Raw genomic sequence first — 17,862 nt, 5'->3', positions numbered from 1 at the left:
CCGCTCAACGCGCCGGGATGCCAACCTCAGCTCATCTCGATGCCCAACTCGTCGATGAGCTGGTCACGTCTCGACAGTGCCTGTGCCGCGGCATCGCCGGCTACCGTGGCGCAGGCGTTGACCAGACACTCCACCGCCGCGAGAAATGCCACCATGCTGTTGGAGATGAAGCTCGACTCATGGGGGGCAAGAATGACGATGTCGGAATGGCGTACCAGGGGTGAGCTCGAGAAGTCGGTGATCACGATGGTGCGAATGCCGTTGCCGTGTGCTGCCTTGCAGACTTCGATCACGTGCCGCGTGTAGGGCTTGCAACTGGCGGCGATCAGGACATCGCCTGCCGACATGGCGGCGAGTCCTTCGGCCACCCCCGGGCTGTCATCGCTGAGCATGCCGACGTCAGACCGTATCATGCCCAGGCCATAGGCCAGGAAGCTCGAGAAGGCATGGAACTGGCGTACGCCATGCAGGCGCACACGTCTTGCGCCCATGACGGTGTCGGCGAAGGTCTCCAGGTCGTCGTTGCTGAGGCCCTGGAGGAAGCGTTCGATGTTGTGCTGGTGCTCCCCGCATAGCTGGCGCGCCTGGGAATGGAGATCCTGCTTGTCGGCGGCCAGGGCCGCCGTGGCGTGCTGGCGGTAGAAAGAACGGGTCGGGGTGAGTCGCGAACTCAGCAGCAGGCTCTGCAACTCGCCGAAGCGTTCATAGCCCAGTGCCCGTGCCAGGCGGGATATGGTGGAGGGATTCACCTCCAGGCGCCTGGCCAGTGAGGAAATCGAGAGCAACGATTGATCGCCGCTGAGCTCGATCAGCTGCGACAGCACTCCCTGAGCCTTGGGGCCGAGGTGCAGCGAGGTCTCGCCGCGGGAAATTGCGATGGAAAGGGTGCGAAGCTCCTCGAGAGTGCGAGGCGCTTCGTGGTGTTCAGGCGAAGAGTGATTGGTCGGTGCCATGTATCGGTCCGCGGTCCCGGGGGGTGTGAACTTCCCATTCAATGCGGTCATTAAGCAGGCGGAAAATCCCGGTCGCAAGTGTATTCTCGTGATCGGGATCGTCCGCTTCACGCCGATAGATGGGCAGGCCGTCTCCCCCGGTATCCTTCAGAATGGCAAGGGGATCCCTCACCCCAGCGGCGATCAGCTCGCTACCGCGCCGCTGGCGATCGCGTGACGAGCGGGTCACGATCTGGTTTCCGTTTCGACAGTCATGGTGTAGCGCATGGTTGGCATGCACCGATGGGGTTTCGATGTGGATGGAGGAGGTTCGTCGGCCACCGATCTCGACCGAGTACAGCGATGGGATGCCGTGTTGGGCCAGGGTGAAGTGAAACCCGCCGCTGGCGGGCGCCTGGCTCAGGAAGTCGACGATGTTGTCGAGAGACGTTCGGGACAGCATGTCACGGCCCAGCACCATGCGCGGTATCTCGGGAATGACATTGTCCAGGCGCAGGTTGTTCACCGTCTGGACGATGCCGTTCTGGGTCAGGGCGAAGGTATGCCCCGGAATGGAGCCGGGGTAGCAGAGTGCCAGGAAAGCTGGCTGATCATCCGGTCTGACGTTGGCGAGGAAGGCATCACCGTCGAAGAGGGGGAGGCCGTCTTCGTTGTGTGCGATGCAGGGCTCATCGCCGGGGAGAATGACCGTGGTACAGCCATCCGGACAAGAGGCCAGCAGGTCGCCCCGACAGTTCCAGGCGAATACGTCACGCAGCGGCAGCGCCAGACCTTGGGCCAGCCCCCGAATCTCTTCGAGTACCCAGGGCAGCTGCCGGCGGGTGGTGTCGAGCATCCGTTCCACCTGCATGGCGTAGCCAGGTCCGGTGATGGTCTCCCACAGCTGGCTGTCCATCAGCTTGCCGTGCACCGCCCGACGGCCGTGGCGACCCAGGGTGAACCCAATCTCGAAAGGGTTGCCCCGCGCGGTCAACCAGGCTAGCCCAGTGGCACCCTGGGACGCCGTCGAGTATTCAGTGGACATGGCGGAGAAAATCCTGAAGCCGTGGGTTGTTGGCGGAGTTGGCGAGTATTTCGCGTGGGTTGCCATCTACCGAAATCTTGCCGTTCTCCATGAAGATCAGTCGTGACCCGACCTGTTTGGCGAACGACATCTCATGGGTGACGACCACCATGGTCATTCCCTCTTCGGCCAGATCGCGCATCACATTGAGAACTTCCTGCTTGAGTTCGGGGTCGAGCGCTGACGTCGGCTCATCGAACAGCATCACCTTGGGCTTGACGGCCAGTGCCCGGGCAATGGCGACACGCTGTTGCTGACCGCCGGATAGCTCATTGGGGTAGTGATGGGCCCGTTCCTCGAGGCCGACCTTCTTGAGCAGTGCCAAGGCCTGCGCCCTGGCCTCGCGGGTCGACTGGCCGCGCACATGTCTGGGGCCGAAGGCAACGTTGTCCAGCGCGGTCAATTGCGGAAAGAGATTGAACTGCTGGAATACCATGCCGGCCTCCTGGCGAATCTCGCGCAGCATGGCGTTGCCGGCCAGGACGCTTATCCTGTCAACCCGAAGGTCGCCGCCGGTGATCGTCTCGAGCCCGTTGATGCAGCGAAGCAGGGTGGACTTTCCCGACCCCGAAGGGCCGATCAGTACCACCACTTCACCCTGGTCGATGTCGAGATCGACCTCATCAAGTACCTTGAGCGCACCGAAGTGCTTCGAGACGCACTTGAACTCGATGATGCTCATAGAATCTTCATCCTTCTCTCGATGAGCCGCAGCAACAGCGTGAGCGTACCCGTCATGATCAGGTACATGACCGCAATCGCAGACCAGATTTCAACGGCGCGGAAGTTGGCCGCCATGATCTCCTGGCCGGTTCGGGTCAGCTCGCTGACACCGATCACGATGAACAGCGAGGTATCCTTGAGGCTGATGATGAACTGGTTGCCCAATGGAGGGATGAGGCGGCGGAAGGCCAGTGGCCCCACGATATACACCAGGACTTTCCAACGCGGCAGCCCCAGCGCCAGCCCGGCTTCCGCCAGCCCTCGGCTGATCGACTGCAGCGACCCTCTGACGATCTCGGCGATATAGGCTCCCGCATTGACCACGATGGCGATCATGGCGGCCGTCAGCGGGTCGATGCGGATGCTGGCGAGAACGGGCAGCGCGAAGTACAGGAACATGACCTGCACCACGATAGGCGTGCCACGAATCACCTCGATATAGATCATGGCGGTGCAATTGAGCAGCCAGTTGCCATAGGTCCGCATGAGGCCGGCAATGGTGCCAACCACCATGCCGCCGCAGAGCCCCACGAGGGTGATGTAGATCGTCATCCTGGCGCCGCTCAGCAACTGCGGCATGAAGTTGGCGATGACGGACCAATCAGTATTCATCCGGAACCTCGGCAGTCGCAGGGGAGAGGCGTGAGAGTGGCTCGCATCGGCTCAATTGCCCGGGGCTGTGCCGAACCACTTCGCGTAGATCTCATCGTAGCGACCGTCCTCTCGCAGGGTGTTCAAGGCTACATTGACGTCATCGACCAGAGGGCTGCCCTTGGGGAAACCGATGCCATACTCATGGGCCATCATCTGCTCGCCCACGGCCTTGACCTCGCCTTCTCCCGCGGTGGCGATGTAGTAGAGCACGTTCGGGGTGTCGTGCATGGCGGCATCGACACGGCCGGTGCGCAGCTCCAGGTAGGCATTGTCGATATTGGGCAGGGTCCTCAGCTCGGTTTCGGTGAAATGCTCCTTGGCATAGTCGGCCGCGGAGGTGCCCATCCTCAGTGCCAGCGTCTTGCCGGCCAGATCCTCGATGCTCTCGATATCGCTGTCTGCCGGGACCATCAGGGTAAAGCCACTGTCGTAGTAGCCGTCCGAAAAATCGATGACCTCTTCCCTGTCCGGGCGAATGGTGATGCCGGCCAGGGCCACATCCACCTGGTTCGTCTGCAGGGCGGGAATGATCCCCGAGAAGTCCATGGGGCGCAGCTCATAGTCCCAGCCATTCTCCTGGGCAATGGTGTCCCACATATCGATATCGAATCCGACGTATTCGCCATCCTTCATGAATTCGAAAGGCACGAAAGCGGTGTCGGTGGCGACGATCAGCTTGTCGGCGGCGGCCGTGGAGGCCATGGCCAGGGAAAGGCCCAGAGCGGTGCAGATGGTCAGCTGTTTCATGGTGAGTTCCTCTTGGTGTTGTTGTTGAACTGTCTGTTCTTTGGCGGTCGTTGTTGAAAACGACGTGGACGCCCGTTGTTGAGATCATTGCCGAAACCACAGGCGTAGCCGATGACCAACATCCCGCGGAATGGAAATATCTTTGCGCAAAAATATGTGATGCGCAAATTATTTGCAATGATTTTTGAAGACCTGGCTTGAGCGTGATTCATGACGCCAGCGAGCCTATGCTAAGATCCGGCTCTCGTCTGGACTGACACGATGCGCTGATCCTTACCGACCGAGAGAAGCTGGCGGCCGGGGAAGCCCCTGGCTGCAGGCAATCCTGGCCGACGGCCGGACCAACCGTGGAGACAGGTATGCAGCCCCTACATCAGCGGCCAACCAGTGGCAGACGCTGGGTACTGTTCGCCGGCTTCTGTCTGCTGGGCCTGACGGCCTGCGGCGGCAATGGTGATGCGGCAACGGAAGTGACACTATCGGTACTGGCCGCGAACCCGGCGGCCCATGATGGCGCCCTGGTGGCCACCGAGGGTGTGGTCCGCCATTTCGACGACCCACTCCACTACTGGATCGAGGATGAGGATCTCAACCGCGTCGAGGTCTTTCCCCGGGAGGAGATCGCTCCCCATCTGGGCGACATGGTGCGGGTCATCGGGAATTTCGAGTACTCTGTTACCGAAGGACGTCGACTCACGCTGGAGAGCGTTGATCCGTTGAACGCCGCCGATTGAACGGACGAGAGGACATCGGGCGCATGCAAGGGAAGGCTTTCAGGGAAGGTATCAGCGCCCGGCCGATACTGCCGCCGACTCAGGGTCGAATCGAGGCTATCGACCTGGCCCGGGGCATCGCCATCGCCCTGATGATTCTCAGCCATACGGTCAGTGGCTTGCTGGGCATAGGCCAGGTGCCCGATTGGGGCATGGTGCCTATCCATCTCATCACCAAGTTTTCCTCGTCACTGTTCATTGTCGTGTTCGGGATCGCTCTCGCCGTGGCCTTCCTGCCGAAGACCGATTCACCGGACTGGCCGCGACGGCGCCTGAAGCTGATGCTTCGCGGGCTGGAGGTGATGTTCTGGTACAAGGCACTGACCGTTGTCGAAATGCTGCCGATCTACGCGCCAGGCGACATCCTCGACACGTTGCTTTATCAGCGCTTCGCCATCTGGGTCGAGATACTGGGCTTCTATGCCATCGCCCTGCTGTGGTTGCCCTGGGTATTGCCGCTATGGCGTCGAATGCCGCTATGGCTGCGTCTGGCACTGCCGATCATCATTGCCGTCATGGCGGGCTGGCTGGAGCGTCATTTCCATTTCTGGGGTATCGAACCCCTCAAGGCGCTTCTGGTCGAGGATGCCGACCATTACACCTGGGGCCAGCTGTCACGGCTACCACTGGTGATGCTCGGACTGTTGATCGGGGAGGGCGTGCTGCGAACCTACTGGGACGCTTCCCATCGCCGCCGGCTGGTGCTGGGCCTCGTTGCCTTCGGCGCCATGTTGCTGGTCGGTTTCCTGGCGGTGTCGTTGCCGATGATCGATGCAGCCTTGATGTCGGCGGCCTGGAATGAAGGCAAGCACCCGCCGGAGCTTCCCTTCATGCTGTTCAGCGTGGGCGGCGCCCTCGTGATCCTGGCGCTGTGCCTGCTCGGTGGCGAGCGGGCGGCGGCCTGGCTCCGGCCCGTCACGACCATCGGCTCCGACGCCCTCAAGGCATTCATCTTTCATATCGTGGTGATCTTCCTCGTCTTCCGCTTTCTGCTCGATGCCTGGCAGGCTTACACCTACCCCCAGGTGTTGGGTATCGGGCTGGCCATCATCCTGGCCACCGCGGGCTGGATTGCCATGATTCGCTGGATTCGGGAGCGAGCGTGATGCGTTTTACCCTCACCTCTTTCTGCCGCCCGGCTGCCATGGCGCTGCTCGCGGTGGCGTTTTCGGTCAACGCCATGGCCGAACCCACCTGGGTGGACCGGCTCGCGCCGGGCGGCGTCCAGAAACCCGCCTGGGCGGAGCGGCTCGAAGCCAGGCTGGCCCTGCTCGAGGCCGGATTCAACGGCGAGATCGGTCTTCACGTCCGCGAGCTGGGCGAGGGTGGCGCCCGGTATGGCTGGCGTGACGGTGAAAGCTGGTATCTGGCCTCTCTGATCAAGGTGCCGGTGGCCATCGAGCTGATGGCCCGGGTCGAGGCGGGAGAAGCGTCGCTCGATGATCGGCTGGTCCTGCTTGAAAGCGATTATGTCGACGGTGCCGGGCCCACCAACTGGGCTCCGCCTGGCAGTGAACCGAGGCTGCGCCAACTGCTGGAACCCATGCTGATCGTCAGCGACAACACGGCCAGCGACATGCTGATACGCCATGTCGGCCTCGATGCCGTCAACCGGCGTGCCCGCTCGCTGGTTGCCGACAGCCGCGGCCTCGGGCCGATCACCACCCTGGAGGACGTCCGCCGCCACGTTTACGCGGGTTTGCATCCGGACGCCTTTGCTCTCACCGGGCGCGACTTCATCGAATTGCGCAAGCATGGCAATGATGCAGAGCGCCTGGACTGGTTCATCCGGCGCCTGGGGCTCGCGCCGGAAGCGTTGCGGTTGCCGACGCTGGAAGCCGCTTTCGACGCGTACTATGCCAGCGATCTCAACAGCGGCCGTCTCGACAGCTTCGGCGACCTGCTCGCCGAACTGGGCGAGGGCAGGGCGCTGGGCGCGGCGGCCTCAGCCGAACTCCTGTCGATCATGACGCGTACCACGAGTGGTGACCGGCGTCTCAAGTCCGGCTTCGGCTCCGACGTGCGTTTCGCCCACAAGACCGGAACCCAGCATCGGCGGACCTGCGATGCCGGCATTGCCTCTCATGGACAGGGCGATGCGTTGCGCAAGGTCGTGGTCGTGGCCTGTGTCCGGGGGGAAAGCAATGTGGTCCGCTCCGAGTCGGTAATGGCCGGCATCGGCCGCGCCATGCGCGAAGCCGGTGTGTTCGCAAGGCACTAGATACCATCTCTCCTAACCAGTCACAAACAACCCATTAGGTGGTTTGCGACTGGTTAGGAGAGATGGTATCTAGTCGGCAATGCAAGGTATGGTGGGTGCTACGAAGGTCTAATGCTTCCTCACCCCGTATTCGTTGACAGCGCAATAGCCCGTGACTAGCCTTCCATCATCGAATGTTACCGGTAACAAACCAGACGTTCGATCATCTAACAATGACAAACGATATTGGAGATTTCGCCATGACAGTCACCTGGCTTACCCTGGCCGGCGCGGCCACCCTGACCCTTGGCTTCGGCCTCACCGCCCAGGCCCAGTCGCCCGACCTGTCCGACCCGCCAGCTATCGACGGCGAGGTGATCGCCGACCACGGCAGCCACACCATCCGCATGGGCCTCGGCCTGGCCGAAAGCTCGCCCCAGTACATCTCGAGTCAGTATTTCGCCGACATCCTCGAACAGCGCACCGAGGGTCGCATCACCATCAACGTCTTTCCCAACAGCCAGTTGGGCGATGACGTGCAGATGATGGAGATGCTGCAGACCGGGACCCTGGACATGACCTATCCATCGAGCTCGGCGGCCACCACCTATGTTTCCGAGCTGGCGGCCTTCGACCTGCCGTTCTTGCTGCCGACCCGCGAGGCGGCCATCGCCGTGATGCAGAGCGACATGGCCCAGGACATGCTCGACGCCTTCGAGGGCAGCGGGATCAAGGCGCTGACCTTCTCCGAGAACGGCTATCGTCAGCTTTCCAACAGCGCCCGTCCGGTGGAGTCGCCCGACGATGTCGCCGGCCTCGACGTTCGCGGCCTGAGCGTACGTACCATGGAGAACCCGGTACACCTGGCGATCTGGGAGGCGATGGGCGCCAACCCCACGCCGATGGCATTCGGCGAGCTGTTTTCGGCGATGGAGCAGGGCGTGGTCGACGGCCAGGAGAACCCCTGGAGTACGATCCTCACCTCCAACTTCCATGAAGTGCAGGACTACGGCACCGAAACCCGCCACGTCTATACGCCGTTCATCATGATGATGTCCCAGCGCACCTGGGACCGCCTTGACCCGGCTTACCAGGAGCTGATCCAGCAAGCCGCCCGCCAGTCGGCCCAGTACGAGATCCAGCTGTCCGCAGAGTATGACGACTGGTCCCGCGATCAGCTCGAGGCGCGCGGCATGCAGATCACCCGTCTCGACGACGACCAGATCGCCGCCTTCCAGGAGGCAGTGCAGCCTGTCTACGAGACGTGGGCACCGCGTATCGGCGAGGAGCTGATCAGCGAGATCCAGAGTATCGCCGAAGCGACCGCCAACGATTGATTCCTTCCTCCTCCTGACGTCGAACCGTCCAGTGGCAGAGGGCCTGGCGGCCCCTTGTCCTGGCGCTGGAGTGTCTCATGTCAACGCCAACGCCTGGCCCGTCCCCAGGGCCCCTCTCCCTACCCGACACCTCGGTCTACCAGGATGATCCCAACCGCGAACCGCTGGAGCTCGATTTCGAGGCGCGCAAGGGGCCGGTACTGTTCCGCTGGCTGACCGTCGCCATGGAGCAGCTGATCGCCATCATTCTGATTGCCCTGGTCCTGTCGGTCTCGACCAATGTCGTCGGGCGTTCGCTGTTCAACCGCTCGCTTCCTTGGGCCGACGAAGTGGGGCGCATGTTGTTCATCTGGATGATCTTCATTGGTGCCGCGGCGGCCTTCGCCCGCTACGAGCACATCGCCGTGGATTTTCTGGTGCGTCGGCTCAAGCCTCGGGCCGCTCACGGGCTCTTCCTGCTACAGCACCTGATCATCAGTGGCCTGATGGGGGTGATGATCTGGGGCGGCTACCTGGTGCTGTCCCGCTCCACCGGACGCACCGCGATCCTCGGCGTGCCGTGGAACCTGATCAATGTCTCGCTGGTGGTCTGCGCGTCCTTCATTGCCATGGTGGCACTGTGGCGTGCCTGGCAGAGCCTCACCATCATCCTCCGGAGGGCCTAGGCCATGCTATGGATATTCCTGGGCATCCTGTTTGCCTCCATCGCCATCGGCCTGCCCATCGCCTTTGGCCTCGGCGTGGCCGCCGTGGTCATGGCAGTGATGTCCGACATCTCGCTGTCGATCCTGATCGAGCAGTCGGTTCGCGGGGTCAACAGCTTCCCGCTGCTGGCGATTCCCTTCTTTATCCTGGTCGGCGAGGTGATGAGCACCGGCGGCATCGCCCGGCGGCTGATGAACCTGGCCGGTGCGCTGGTCGGTTTCATTCGCGGTGGCCTCGGCCAGGTGGCGATCACCGGCTCGATGTTCTTCGGCGGCATCAGCGGCTCGGCCGTCGCCGACACCGCCGCTACCGGCTCGATGATGATTCCGGCGATGACACAGCAGGGCTACACGGCGCCCCATGCCACCGCCATCAACACGGTGTCGTCGGTGATCGGCATCATCATTCCGCCGTCGATCCCGCTGATCCTGTTCGGAATCGTCACCGAGACCTCGATCAGCCGGCTGTTTATCGCCGGTATCGTACCGGGGCTGCTGATCGGCTTCTGCCTGATGGTCACCACCTTCATCATGGCCAGCATCGAACCCGCCGGGCAGACCCGAAAGTTCCGGCTCGACCTGCTGTGGCAGGCCTTCAAGTCGGCTTGGCTGGCCCTGGTGCTGCCGGTGATCGTGATCGGCGGTATCATCGGCGGGTTGTTCACCGCCACCGAAGCGGCGGTCGCCGCACTGCTCTACTCGCTGGTCATTTCACTCGTGGTCTATCGCGAGATCGGCCTGCGCGACCTGTGGGGGATGCTGATCCGCACCGCGCGTCTGACCGGCATGGTACTGTTGCTGCTGGCCTTTGCCACGGTGATCGCCTGGTTCCTGACCATCAACATGGTGCCGCAGACCCTGGTGGGTCAGGTGCAGGCGATCACCCAGGAGCCATTCCTGCTGCTGCTGATCGTCGCCGGTCTGCTGCTGCTGGTGGGCTTCGTGATGGACCTGACCCCGGCAATGGTGATCATGGCGCCCATGTTGACGCCGATCGTCACCTCGGTGGGCGTCGACCCGGTCTACTTCGGGGTGCTGATGTCCTTCCTCCTCGGTATCGGCCTGCTGACGCCGCCGGTGGGCACCTGCCTGTACGTCGGCTGTGGGGTGGGCAAGGTGTCGATGGAGTCGCTGGTCAAGGCGATGCTGCCCTACTACGCGGCGCTGCTGGTGGTGGTGCTCATCCTGCTCGCCTTCCCGGGCATCGTCACCTGGCTGCCCGACCTGGCCGCCGTGCGTGGCAACTGAGCAAGGGGCTGGATGTGACGACTCCGCAACGAATCGTGGTGATGGGCGTGTCGGGCTCGGGGAAGACCCATGTCGGCCGCCTGCTGGCCGATCGCCTCGGCGTGGCCTTCATCGATGGCGACGATTACCACTCGCCGGCCAGCATCGCCAAGATGGCGCGTGGTATCCCGCTCGACGACGAGGATCGCTGCGAATGGCTGGAAACCCTGGCGGATTTCCTGGCTGACCACCGGGCGCGGGATGTGGCCGTGGTGGTCGGCTGTTCGGCTCTCAAGCGGCGCTACCGCGACACTCTGCGCCGGGGCGATCCGGCGCTGGCGTTCCTGTTCCTGAGCGGCGACCGCGATCAGATGCGCCAGCGGCTCGGCCAGCGGGAAGGGCACTTCTTCAAGGGCGATGCCATGCTCGACAGCCAGTTCACCGCCCTGGAGCCGCCGGGGGCGAACGAGGCGGTGACCCTGGACATCGGGCAGTCACCGGAGGCGCTGGTCGAGGCTTTCCTCCAGCACTGCCGCTCCGCCAGCGGCGAGACATGATTCGGGGCGCGATGTCGGTTATGGTGTGGCGCCGTCGACCGAGTGCCTCGGCCACTGGCCTGGCCGTGGCCCGTTGCCGGACTCGTCCCTCTCCGTCACGACACAGGTATTGCGATCCCCCGTGAAGAAAAAACGCCCCACACTCCAGGATATCGCCGACCGGGTCGGTGCGACCAAGATGACCGTGAGCCGTTGCCTGCGCGACCCGGCCACTGTCTCCGAGGAACTGCGGGAGCGAATCTTCACGGTGGCCGAACAGGTCGGCTATATCCCCAACCGGGCGCCGGACCTGCTCTCTCGGGCTACCAGTCATTCGATCGGGGTATTGGTTCCCTCGTTGACCAACCAGGTATTCGCCGATGTCCTTGTCGGTATCGAGGCCGTCACCGAGCCGGCCGGCTATCACCTGATGCTGTCCCATTACGGCTACAGCCCGGAGCTTGAAGAGCGCAGCTTGGCGTCCCTGCTCTCCTATAACGTCGATGGCGTGATCCTGTCCGACAGTCGGCATACGCCGCGCACCTGCCGGATGCTGGAGACCGCGGGTATTCCCACCATCGAAATCATGGACTCCCTCACACCGCCGTTGAATCAGGCGGTGGGTTTCAACAACGTACGCGCCGCCTACGACATGGTCAGCGAAATGATCAGACGCGGCCGACGCCATGTGATCTACCTTGCCGTTCGCTTGGACGAGAGGACTCGCCAGCGTGAGCAGGGCTATCGACAGGCCATGGAGGAACAGGGTCTGACCCCTGTGACCCTGCAGCGTAGCCAGCGTTCGTCCTACAGTGTGGGGGCCGCTCTGCTGGAGGAGATCGTGACCGATTATCCGTCGGCTGACGGCATCTTTTGCACCAACGACGACGTGGCCGTCGGCGCCTATTTCGAGTGCCTGCGGCGCGGGATCGAGGTGCCGGAGCAGTTGGCCATAGCGGGTTTTCATGGCCATGACGTCGGACAGGTGATGTCACCCCGCCTGGCCAGTGTGGTGACACCCCGGCAGGCTATCGGCGAGCGGGCGGCCAAGGAACTGCTGGCGCGTGTCCGAGGCGGGGCAGTGAAGGCAACAGTGATCGACCTCGGCTACAGCATCGAGCCCGGGATGACGCTCTAACGCCCCGAATCCCTTGCCGCAGTGCCGATGTCAGCTCTCCGTCCCGGAACTTTCCTTCTCGGGCCGACGTCGGGCAACCAGCGTGATTTCCACATTGGAGCCGCCGCTGAGCCGGGGCGACTCGGTGCAGGTCCTTGCCGGGTACCGCTGGGCGTCGAAGAACTCCGCGTAGGCGGCATCCATGGTATGGATCGTGTCCAGGTTGGTCAGGTGGACCTCCACCCGGAGCGTGTCGGCCAGCGTTGCGTCCACGTATTCCAGCATGTGCGCCAGGCGTCGCATGATCCAGCGGGTTTCCTCTGCGATATCGCCCAGGACCGCTTCTCCGCCCTGGATATCCGTTACCGTCAGTCCCGACAGGAAGACATGGCGATCGTCGAGCACGATATGGCTGCCCGGAAACACCGGCACGGCCAGGGTGGGGTCGTTATGATAAGTGGGCATTGGCGGCGTCCCTGCTTGCTGAGTGTCGATGGCTGGATAACCAGCCTGAACCACTATAGTGCGGTCTGCCTGGGCTGGCGAAGATCGGCGATAACGTTGATGTTCGTCAAGTATTGGTCGATGCTGACTGCAATGAAATGCTGCATCGCAGTATTCTGGGCACAGATACCGCCTTGTTCCCAAGGCATGTCGGCAGGAGAACAAGGTCCCATGGACAGGAATGAACACGACAACATCGAGAACCGCACCTTCGATGAGATCCAGATCGGCGACAGCGCCTCGATAGCGAAGCGCCTGACGCTGGACGACATCAAGCTGTTCGCGATCATGTCGGGCGATATCAACCCGGCGCATCTCGATGATGATTTCGCCAAGAGCACGCGGTTTCAGGAGATCGTCGCCCATGGCATGTGGGGTGGGGCATTGATTTCCACGGTGCTGGGCACCGAGCTGCCAGGTGCCGGCACGATCTATCTGGGCCAGACACTGCGCTTTCGCATGCCGGTCAGGCTTGGCGACGTGCTCAGGGTCAGCGTCAAGGTGCGCGACAAGGACCAGGCTCGCAAACGCATCACCTTCGATTGCCTGTGTGTCAATCAGGACGGCCGGACGGTGATCGAGGGCGAGGCCGAAGTACAGGCACCCACCGAGAAGATCAGCCGCCCTCGTGCCGTGCTTCCCCGGGTACGGTTGGCCGAACGGGCCAGGTTGCACGAGCTGCTCACCGCCGCCGACCTTCCCGAGCCGGTGGACATGGCGGTGGTCCATCCGGTGGACGAGGTATCGATATGCGGTGCCTGGGAGGCGGCACAGCACGGGCTCATCCGGCCTGTGCTGGTGGGGCCGGAAGCCAAGGTTCGTGCCGCCGCCGAGGAGGCCGGCATCGATATCGGCGATTTCCCCCTGGTTGATGTACCCCATAGCCATGCCGCCGCCGCCGAGGCGGTGGCCATGACCCGGGCCGGCCGTGTCGCCTCGATCATGAAGGGAGCGCTGCATACCGACGAACTGCTTCATGAGGTGGTCAAGCGCGACGGTGGGCTGCGCACCGAACGCTGCATCAGCCACGTCATGGCATTCGATGTGCCGACGTACCCACGTCCCTTGTTCATTACCGATGCGGCCATCAACATCTACCCCACGCTGTCCGACAAGCGGGACATCGTGCAGAACGCCATCGACCTGGCCCATGCCGTGGGTAACGACAATCCCAGGGTGGCGATTCTCTCGGCCGTCGAAACCGTCAACCCCAAGATCGCCTCCACCGTGGAAGCCGCGGCGCTGTGCAAGATGGCCGAAAGGGGGCAGATCCGCGGCGGTACGATCGACGGCCCCCTGGCCTTCGACAATGCCGTTTCCGAGGCGGCCGCCGCCGCCAAGGACATCGTCTCTCCGGTGGCGGGGCGGGCCGATATCCTGGTGGCCCCGGATCTCGAATCCGCCAACATGCTGATGAAACAGCTGACCTACCTGGCCGATGCCACCGGAGCCGGCCTGGTGGTGGGGGCCCGGGTACCCATCGTACTGACCAGCCGTGCCGATGACGCGATCACGCGCATGGCCTCCTGTGCCCTGGCGCTGCTGGTCGCCGAGTACCGGAAGAAGGCGAAGGCATGATGGGTGAGATACTGGTCATCAACAGCGGCTCGTCCAGCCTCAAGTTCGCACTGTTCGACGTCTCGCCGGGTGCCGAACCGGTGGACCTCCAGCTCCGCTATCGCGGCCACTTCGCCGGGCTTGGCAGCCAGGGCCGACTCACCCTGAAGGATGGGGAGGGCAGGACGCTGGACGTTGCGTCTGTCGGCCCCGAGCTGGGCGAGGTGCCCGAGGACCTGGACCACGACACGGCGCTATCGCGGCTGTTGGCCTGGTTCGAAGCGCATCCCGATCTCGGTGATATCAGCGCCGTGGGGCATCGCATCGTTCACGGCGGTCGCGACCATGTCGAGCCGGTGCGCCTGGACGGCACCGTCCTGGAGGCCCTCGAGGCACTGGTGCCGCTGGCCCCGCTGCACCAGTCCTACGGACTGGCGCCGGTCCGCGCCCTGGCGGCACTGCGGCCCGACCTGCCCCAGGTGGCCTGCTTCGACACGGCCTTTCATGCCCAACAGCCGGATGTCGCACGGACCTTCCCCCTGCCGCGGCGATACCGCGATGCCGGAGTCATTCGTTACGGTTTCCATGGGCTCTCCTACGACTACATCAACCGTACCTTGAACGGGTGGATCCTGCCGGCGCATCGAGGCGAGGCGACGGCGGGGCGGGTGATCGTCGCCCACCTGGGCAACGGTGCCAGCCTCTGCGCCATCCGTGATGGTCGAAGCGTTGCTTCCACCATGGGATTTACTGCCGTGGAGGGGTTGATGATGGGCACCCGAAGCGGCAGCCTCGACCCGGGGCTGGTGCTGCATCTGATCCTGCAGGAGGGCATGCCGCCGGAAGCCGTGCAGCGGCTGCTCTACAAGGAGTCCGGCCTGTTGGGTGTCTCCGGCATCAGCGGCGACATGCGCGAACTGCTGCAGAGCGAGGCGCCCGAGGCGGCCGAGGCCATCGAGCTGTTCGTTTACCGCATCGTATGCGAGATCGGCAGCATGGCCGCCGCCCTCGGCGGGCTGGACCATCTGGTATTCACCGCCGGCATCGGCGAGCGGGCGGCTCCGGTGCGTGCCGCCGTGGCGCGAGGCTGCGAGTGGCTGGGCGCACGCCTCGCTCCCACCGCCAACGATGCCCACGCCACCGACATCGCGGCGGCGGACAGCAGGGTGGGGCTGTGGGTGATCCCCACCGACGAGGAGCGCATGATTGCTCGCTACACGGCCGCCGAGCTGGCCGGCCTCGATGAGGTCATGCAATCGCGCCTGTCATGAGAGGTGCGGCAGCGCACTCACACCATGCGCCAGGGCGCGGCAGGGGGCTCGTTCAACAGTTCGACGAGGATATCCAGCGCCTGGGCCAGCGCCTCTTGCGAGGGCGCGGCACTGAGGCACAGGCGCAGTGCCTGAGGCGCAGGCTCGCTGCCCACGCAGAAGGGTTCGGCGCTGGTGACCAGCACGTTGCGTCGTGCCAGTGCTTCCTGCAGTACCGCGCTGCGTAGTCCTTCCGGCAGCGGCAGCCATAGGTTGGCGCCATGAGGGCGGCCGCCGATGGTGAAGCCGGCCAGCTTTTCCCGGGCCAGACGCTGACGCTCACCCAGCTCCTTCGTCTGCCAGGCGAGCAGCGTCGTGTCGTCATCGCTCGCCACCCAACGGCACACCGTCTCGACCATCAGCGAAGGCACCATCCAGCTCTGGGCGCGCAGCGCCGCACCCAGGCGATCCCGTAACGTGGGCGGAGCCGCCAGGGTGCCGATCCGCAGCCCACCGGCCAGTACCTTGGCGGTGCTGAAGACGAACAGGGTTCGCTCCGGCGCCAGCCGGTGGAGGGGGGTGCCGCGCTCGGCCTCGGGCAGGTACTGTACGCCGTCTTCCAGAATCCAGATATCGTACTGACGGGCCAGCCCGGCCAGTCGTTCGCGGCGACTCTCGCCAAGCATCACGCCGGTGGGATTGTTCTGGTCCGGCGTGAGATAGATCAGCCGCGGTGGCTGCTGAACGCAGAGCCGTGCCAAGGCTTCCATGTCCATGCCTTCGTCGTCCATGGGCACGCCCACTACCTTCAGGTGCGCCTGCTGGGCGGCGTCTATCAGCCCCGGGTAGGTGAGCACGTCGGCGGCGATGCGCTCGCCCGGCCGTGTCAGGGCCTGCAGTGCCAGGCTGATGCCGTGCTGTCCGCCCTGGGTGATCAATAGCTCGTCGGCGTCGACAGGCATGCCCAGGCCGGTCATCCAGGCGGCCAGCTGCTCGCGATGGGCGGGTATGCCACGTTCGGACTGAAATTCCACGACGCTCTGAAGCACATCGATATCCGTGGCGATACCCTGCAGGGCCCGGCCCAGGGCTGCTGCGCGCAGCGGATGCGGTGGCGGCAGGCTCAGGCTGAGATCGATCGTGTCGTCCTCGTGGGGGCGGCTGGAAATAAAGTCGCTGCGTGGGGAAGCCTCGCCGTTGCGCACATAGGTGCCGCTGCCGACCCGGGCGGTGACCCAGCCCTGGCGTTCGGCCTCGGCATAGCCGCGGGTCACCGTGCCCACGGTCACGCCGAGCTGGTCGGCCAGTCGTCGCTGTGGGGGAAGGCGCTGGCCGGGCGCCAGTTCACCTGCCTGTATCGCCCGGGCAATGGCATCGGCGATTCCGCGGTAGCGAGGCCCCGTGTCCACCAGCTGTGGTTGCCAGATTGTCATGGTGACAATAAAACCCTTTGATGCCGTTGTTGTGCCCATTATGCTGTAGAAAATACGCAAGGCCAACCAAAGTCACTGTAATTGTATGGGTGCAATAACATGGAAGCTTTCGCATTTCTCGGGCCGGCGGCCCTCTACATGATCTCCATGACCATCACGCCCGGACCGAACAACGTGATGCTCACGGCCTCGGGCGCCAACTACGGCTTCCTGCGCACACTGCCGCACATTTTCGGCATCCTGGGCGGCTGCTTCCTGCTGTTTGCCGGTATCGCCCTGGGGCTCGGGCTGGTCTTCGAACGCTATCCCGCCGTCCAGACGGTCCTGCGCATCGTGGGCAGCGGCTACCTGCTCTATCTGGCCTGGCGTATCGCCACGGCACCGCCGCCCGACCTGCGCCGGCGTGGTGAAGGGCGGCCGCTGAACGTCTGGCAGGCGGCGGCCTTCCAGTTCGCCAACCCGAAGGCCTGGGTCATGGGGCTGGCGTTGATGGCGGGCTTCCTGCCCCAGGGGGGCGACACGGTCATGAATGCGCTGATGCTGGCGGGCTTCGCCGAACTGGTGGCGCTGCCGTGCATCGCCCTGTGGGCGGGGTTCGGCACGGCCATCGGCCGCTGGCTGCACACGCCACGGGCATGGCGTGTATTCAACGGCGTGATGGGTGGCCTCACCGCCGCCTGCGTGATCTTCATCCTGGGCTGAACCCTCAGCCGGCAACGATTGCCCGCTGCACGGTCTTCTGCGCCTGTGCCGCATCGCGACATCGGTTTTTTCCACCCTGTGGGAGCGCCGTTTTGCGTCGCGACTGGCGCCGCAGGCGCCTCGGCGGAGGTCGCCGTGTGGCGATGATCACCTGCCCGGGCAACTCCGTGGTCGCGAGCTAACGCTGGCTCCAACAGCTGTTTTTCCACCCTGTGGGAGCGCTGCTCCGCATCGCGACTGGCGCCGCAGGCGCCTCGGCGGAGGTCGCCGTGTGGCGACGATCACCTGCCCGGGCGACCCCGCGGTCGCGAGCTAACGCTGGCTCCAACAGCTGTTTTTTTCTACCTTGTTGGAGCGCTGCTCCGCATCGCGACTGGCGCCG

At 63.9% G+C, this 17,862-nt stretch carries 18 protein-coding genes; 11 read left to right on the top strand and 7 right to left on the bottom strand.

The annotated features are described in order from the left end of the window. Window positions 1-26: 26 nt before the first annotated feature. Genes C1H69_RS10880 through glnH form a run of 5 tightly spaced genes read right to left on the bottom strand, consistent with a single transcriptional unit; the run spans window position 27 to window position 4,140 of the window. The gene (locus tag C1H69_RS10880; protein ID WP_240609909.1) at window positions 27-953 is read right to left on the bottom strand and encodes a MurR/RpiR family transcriptional regulator; all 927 of its coding nucleotides are present in this window, start codon (window positions 951-953) and stop codon (window positions 27-29) included. Then, the gene (locus tag C1H69_RS10875) at window positions 925-1,977 is read right to left on the bottom strand and encodes a C45 family autoproteolytic acyltransferase/hydrolase (protein WP_102653432.1); all 1,053 of its coding nucleotides are present in this window, start codon (window positions 1,975-1,977) and stop codon (window positions 925-927) included. Before C1H69_RS10875 ends, C1H69_RS10880 begins: the two co-directional genes overlap by 29 nt. Next, window positions 1,967-2,698, bottom strand: coding sequence for a glutamine ABC transporter ATP-binding protein GlnQ (glnQ, locus tag C1H69_RS10870; protein ID WP_102653431.1), 732 nt, complete (start codon window positions 2,696-2,698; stop codon window positions 1,967-1,969). The genes C1H69_RS10875 and glnQ overlap by 11 nt, the downstream gene beginning before the upstream one ends. After that, a complete protein-coding gene (gene glnP / locus C1H69_RS10865) occupies window positions 2,695-3,351 on the bottom strand; it encodes a glutamine ABC transporter permease GlnP (RefSeq protein WP_102653430.1) in 657 nt (218 codons plus the stop codon). The genes glnQ and glnP overlap by 4 nt, the downstream gene beginning before the upstream one ends. A 51-nt stretch (window positions 3,352-3,402) precedes the next feature. Then, a complete protein-coding gene (gene glnH / locus C1H69_RS10860; RefSeq protein ID WP_102653429.1) occupies window positions 3,403-4,140 on the bottom strand; it encodes a glutamine ABC transporter substrate-binding protein GlnH in 738 nt (245 codons plus the stop codon). Between the two features lie 359 nt (window positions 4,141-4,499). On the opposite strand from glnH, the gene C1H69_RS10855 reads away from it, so the two are divergent. The 8 genes from C1H69_RS10855 (at window position 4,500) to gntR (ending at window position 12,055) form a co-directional block, all read left to right on the top strand. Further along, window positions 4,500-4,874, top strand: a complete 375-nt coding sequence (locus C1H69_RS10855; RefSeq protein WP_205738465.1) for a hypothetical protein — start codon at window positions 4,500-4,502, stop codon at window positions 4,872-4,874. Between the two features lie 23 nt (window positions 4,875-4,897). Continuing rightward, window positions 4,898-6,019 (top strand): acyltransferase family protein, encoded by a 1,122-nt coding sequence (locus C1H69_RS10850; protein ID WP_102653428.1) that lies wholly within the window; start codon window positions 4,898-4,900, stop codon window positions 6,017-6,019. Further along, window positions 6,019-7,134 (top strand): serine hydrolase, encoded by a 1,116-nt coding sequence (locus tag C1H69_RS10845; RefSeq protein WP_102653427.1) that lies wholly within the window; start codon window positions 6,019-6,021, stop codon window positions 7,132-7,134. Before C1H69_RS10850 ends, C1H69_RS10845 begins: the two co-directional genes overlap by 1 nt. A 239-nt stretch (window positions 7,135-7,373) precedes the next feature. Further along, the gene (locus C1H69_RS10840; protein WP_102653426.1) at window positions 7,374-8,450 is read left to right on the top strand and encodes a TRAP transporter substrate-binding protein; all 1,077 of its coding nucleotides are present in this window, start codon (window positions 7,374-7,376) and stop codon (window positions 8,448-8,450) included. Window positions 8,451-8,527: 77 nt separating this feature from the next. Then, entirely contained in the window at window positions 8,528-9,115 is a 588-nt protein-coding gene (locus tag C1H69_RS10835) for a TRAP transporter small permease (protein WP_102653425.1), read from the top strand. A gap of 3 nt (window positions 9,116-9,118) precedes the next feature. Then, on the top strand, window positions 9,119-10,402 hold the full coding sequence (locus C1H69_RS10830; RefSeq protein ID WP_102653424.1) for a TRAP transporter large permease: 1,284 nt from the start codon (window positions 9,119-9,121) through the stop codon (window positions 10,400-10,402). Between the two features lie 14 nt (window positions 10,403-10,416). Next, window positions 10,417-10,938 carry a gluconokinase gene (locus tag C1H69_RS10825; protein WP_338066171.1) on the top strand — a complete coding sequence of 174 codons (522 nt, stop codon included), beginning with the start codon at window positions 10,417-10,419 and terminating at the stop codon, window positions 10,936-10,938. A 121-nt stretch (window positions 10,939-11,059) separates the two neighbouring features. Continuing rightward, the gene (gene gntR / locus C1H69_RS10820) at window positions 11,060-12,055 is read left to right on the top strand and encodes a gluconate operon transcriptional repressor GntR (protein WP_102653422.1); all 996 of its coding nucleotides are present in this window, start codon (window positions 11,060-11,062) and stop codon (window positions 12,053-12,055) included. 30 nt (window positions 12,056-12,085) lie between these two features. Here gntR and C1H69_RS10815 read toward each other — a convergent pair whose 3' ends face one another. Further along, window positions 12,086-12,499, bottom strand: a complete 414-nt coding sequence (locus C1H69_RS10815) for a RidA family protein (RefSeq protein ID WP_102653421.1) — start codon at window positions 12,497-12,499, stop codon at window positions 12,086-12,088. A 210-nt stretch (window positions 12,500-12,709) separates the two neighbouring features. On the opposite strand from C1H69_RS10815, the gene C1H69_RS10810 reads away from it, so the two are divergent. Together C1H69_RS10810 and C1H69_RS10805 are read left to right on the top strand one after the other, a co-directional pair. Then, complete coding sequence (locus C1H69_RS10810) at window positions 12,710-14,116, top strand: bifunctional enoyl-CoA hydratase/phosphate acetyltransferase (protein WP_102653420.1); 1,407 nt, start codon at window positions 12,710-12,712, stop codon at window positions 14,114-14,116. Then, the gene (locus tag C1H69_RS10805) at window positions 14,113-15,366 is read left to right on the top strand and encodes an acetate/propionate family kinase (protein ID WP_205738464.1); all 1,254 of its coding nucleotides are present in this window, start codon (window positions 14,113-14,115) and stop codon (window positions 15,364-15,366) included. Before C1H69_RS10810 ends, C1H69_RS10805 begins: the two co-directional genes overlap by 4 nt. Before the next feature lie 17 nt (window positions 15,367-15,383). On the opposite strand, the gene C1H69_RS10800 is transcribed toward C1H69_RS10805, so the two are convergent. Then, window positions 15,384-16,778: an aminotransferase-like domain-containing protein gene (locus tag C1H69_RS10800; protein WP_102653419.1), complete on the bottom strand. Its 1,395-nt coding sequence runs from the start codon at window positions 16,776-16,778 to the stop codon at window positions 15,384-15,386. A gap of 99 nt (window positions 16,779-16,877) precedes the next feature. Here C1H69_RS10800 and C1H69_RS10795 point away from each other — a divergent pair, with 99 nt between their 5' ends. Beyond that, on the top strand, window positions 16,878-17,480 hold the full coding sequence (locus C1H69_RS10795; RefSeq protein ID WP_102653418.1) for a LysE family translocator: 603 nt from the start codon (window positions 16,878-16,880) through the stop codon (window positions 17,478-17,480). Window positions 17,481-17,862: the final 382 nt, after the last annotated feature.

Source organism: Billgrantia endophytica, assembly GCF_002879615.1.
Taxonomy (GTDB): Bacteria; Pseudomonadota; Gammaproteobacteria; order Pseudomonadales; family Halomonadaceae; genus Halomonas; species Halomonas endophytica.
The sequence above is the reverse complement of the archived record's forward strand: the minus strand, read 5'-3'. Positions and strand labels throughout refer to the sequence as shown.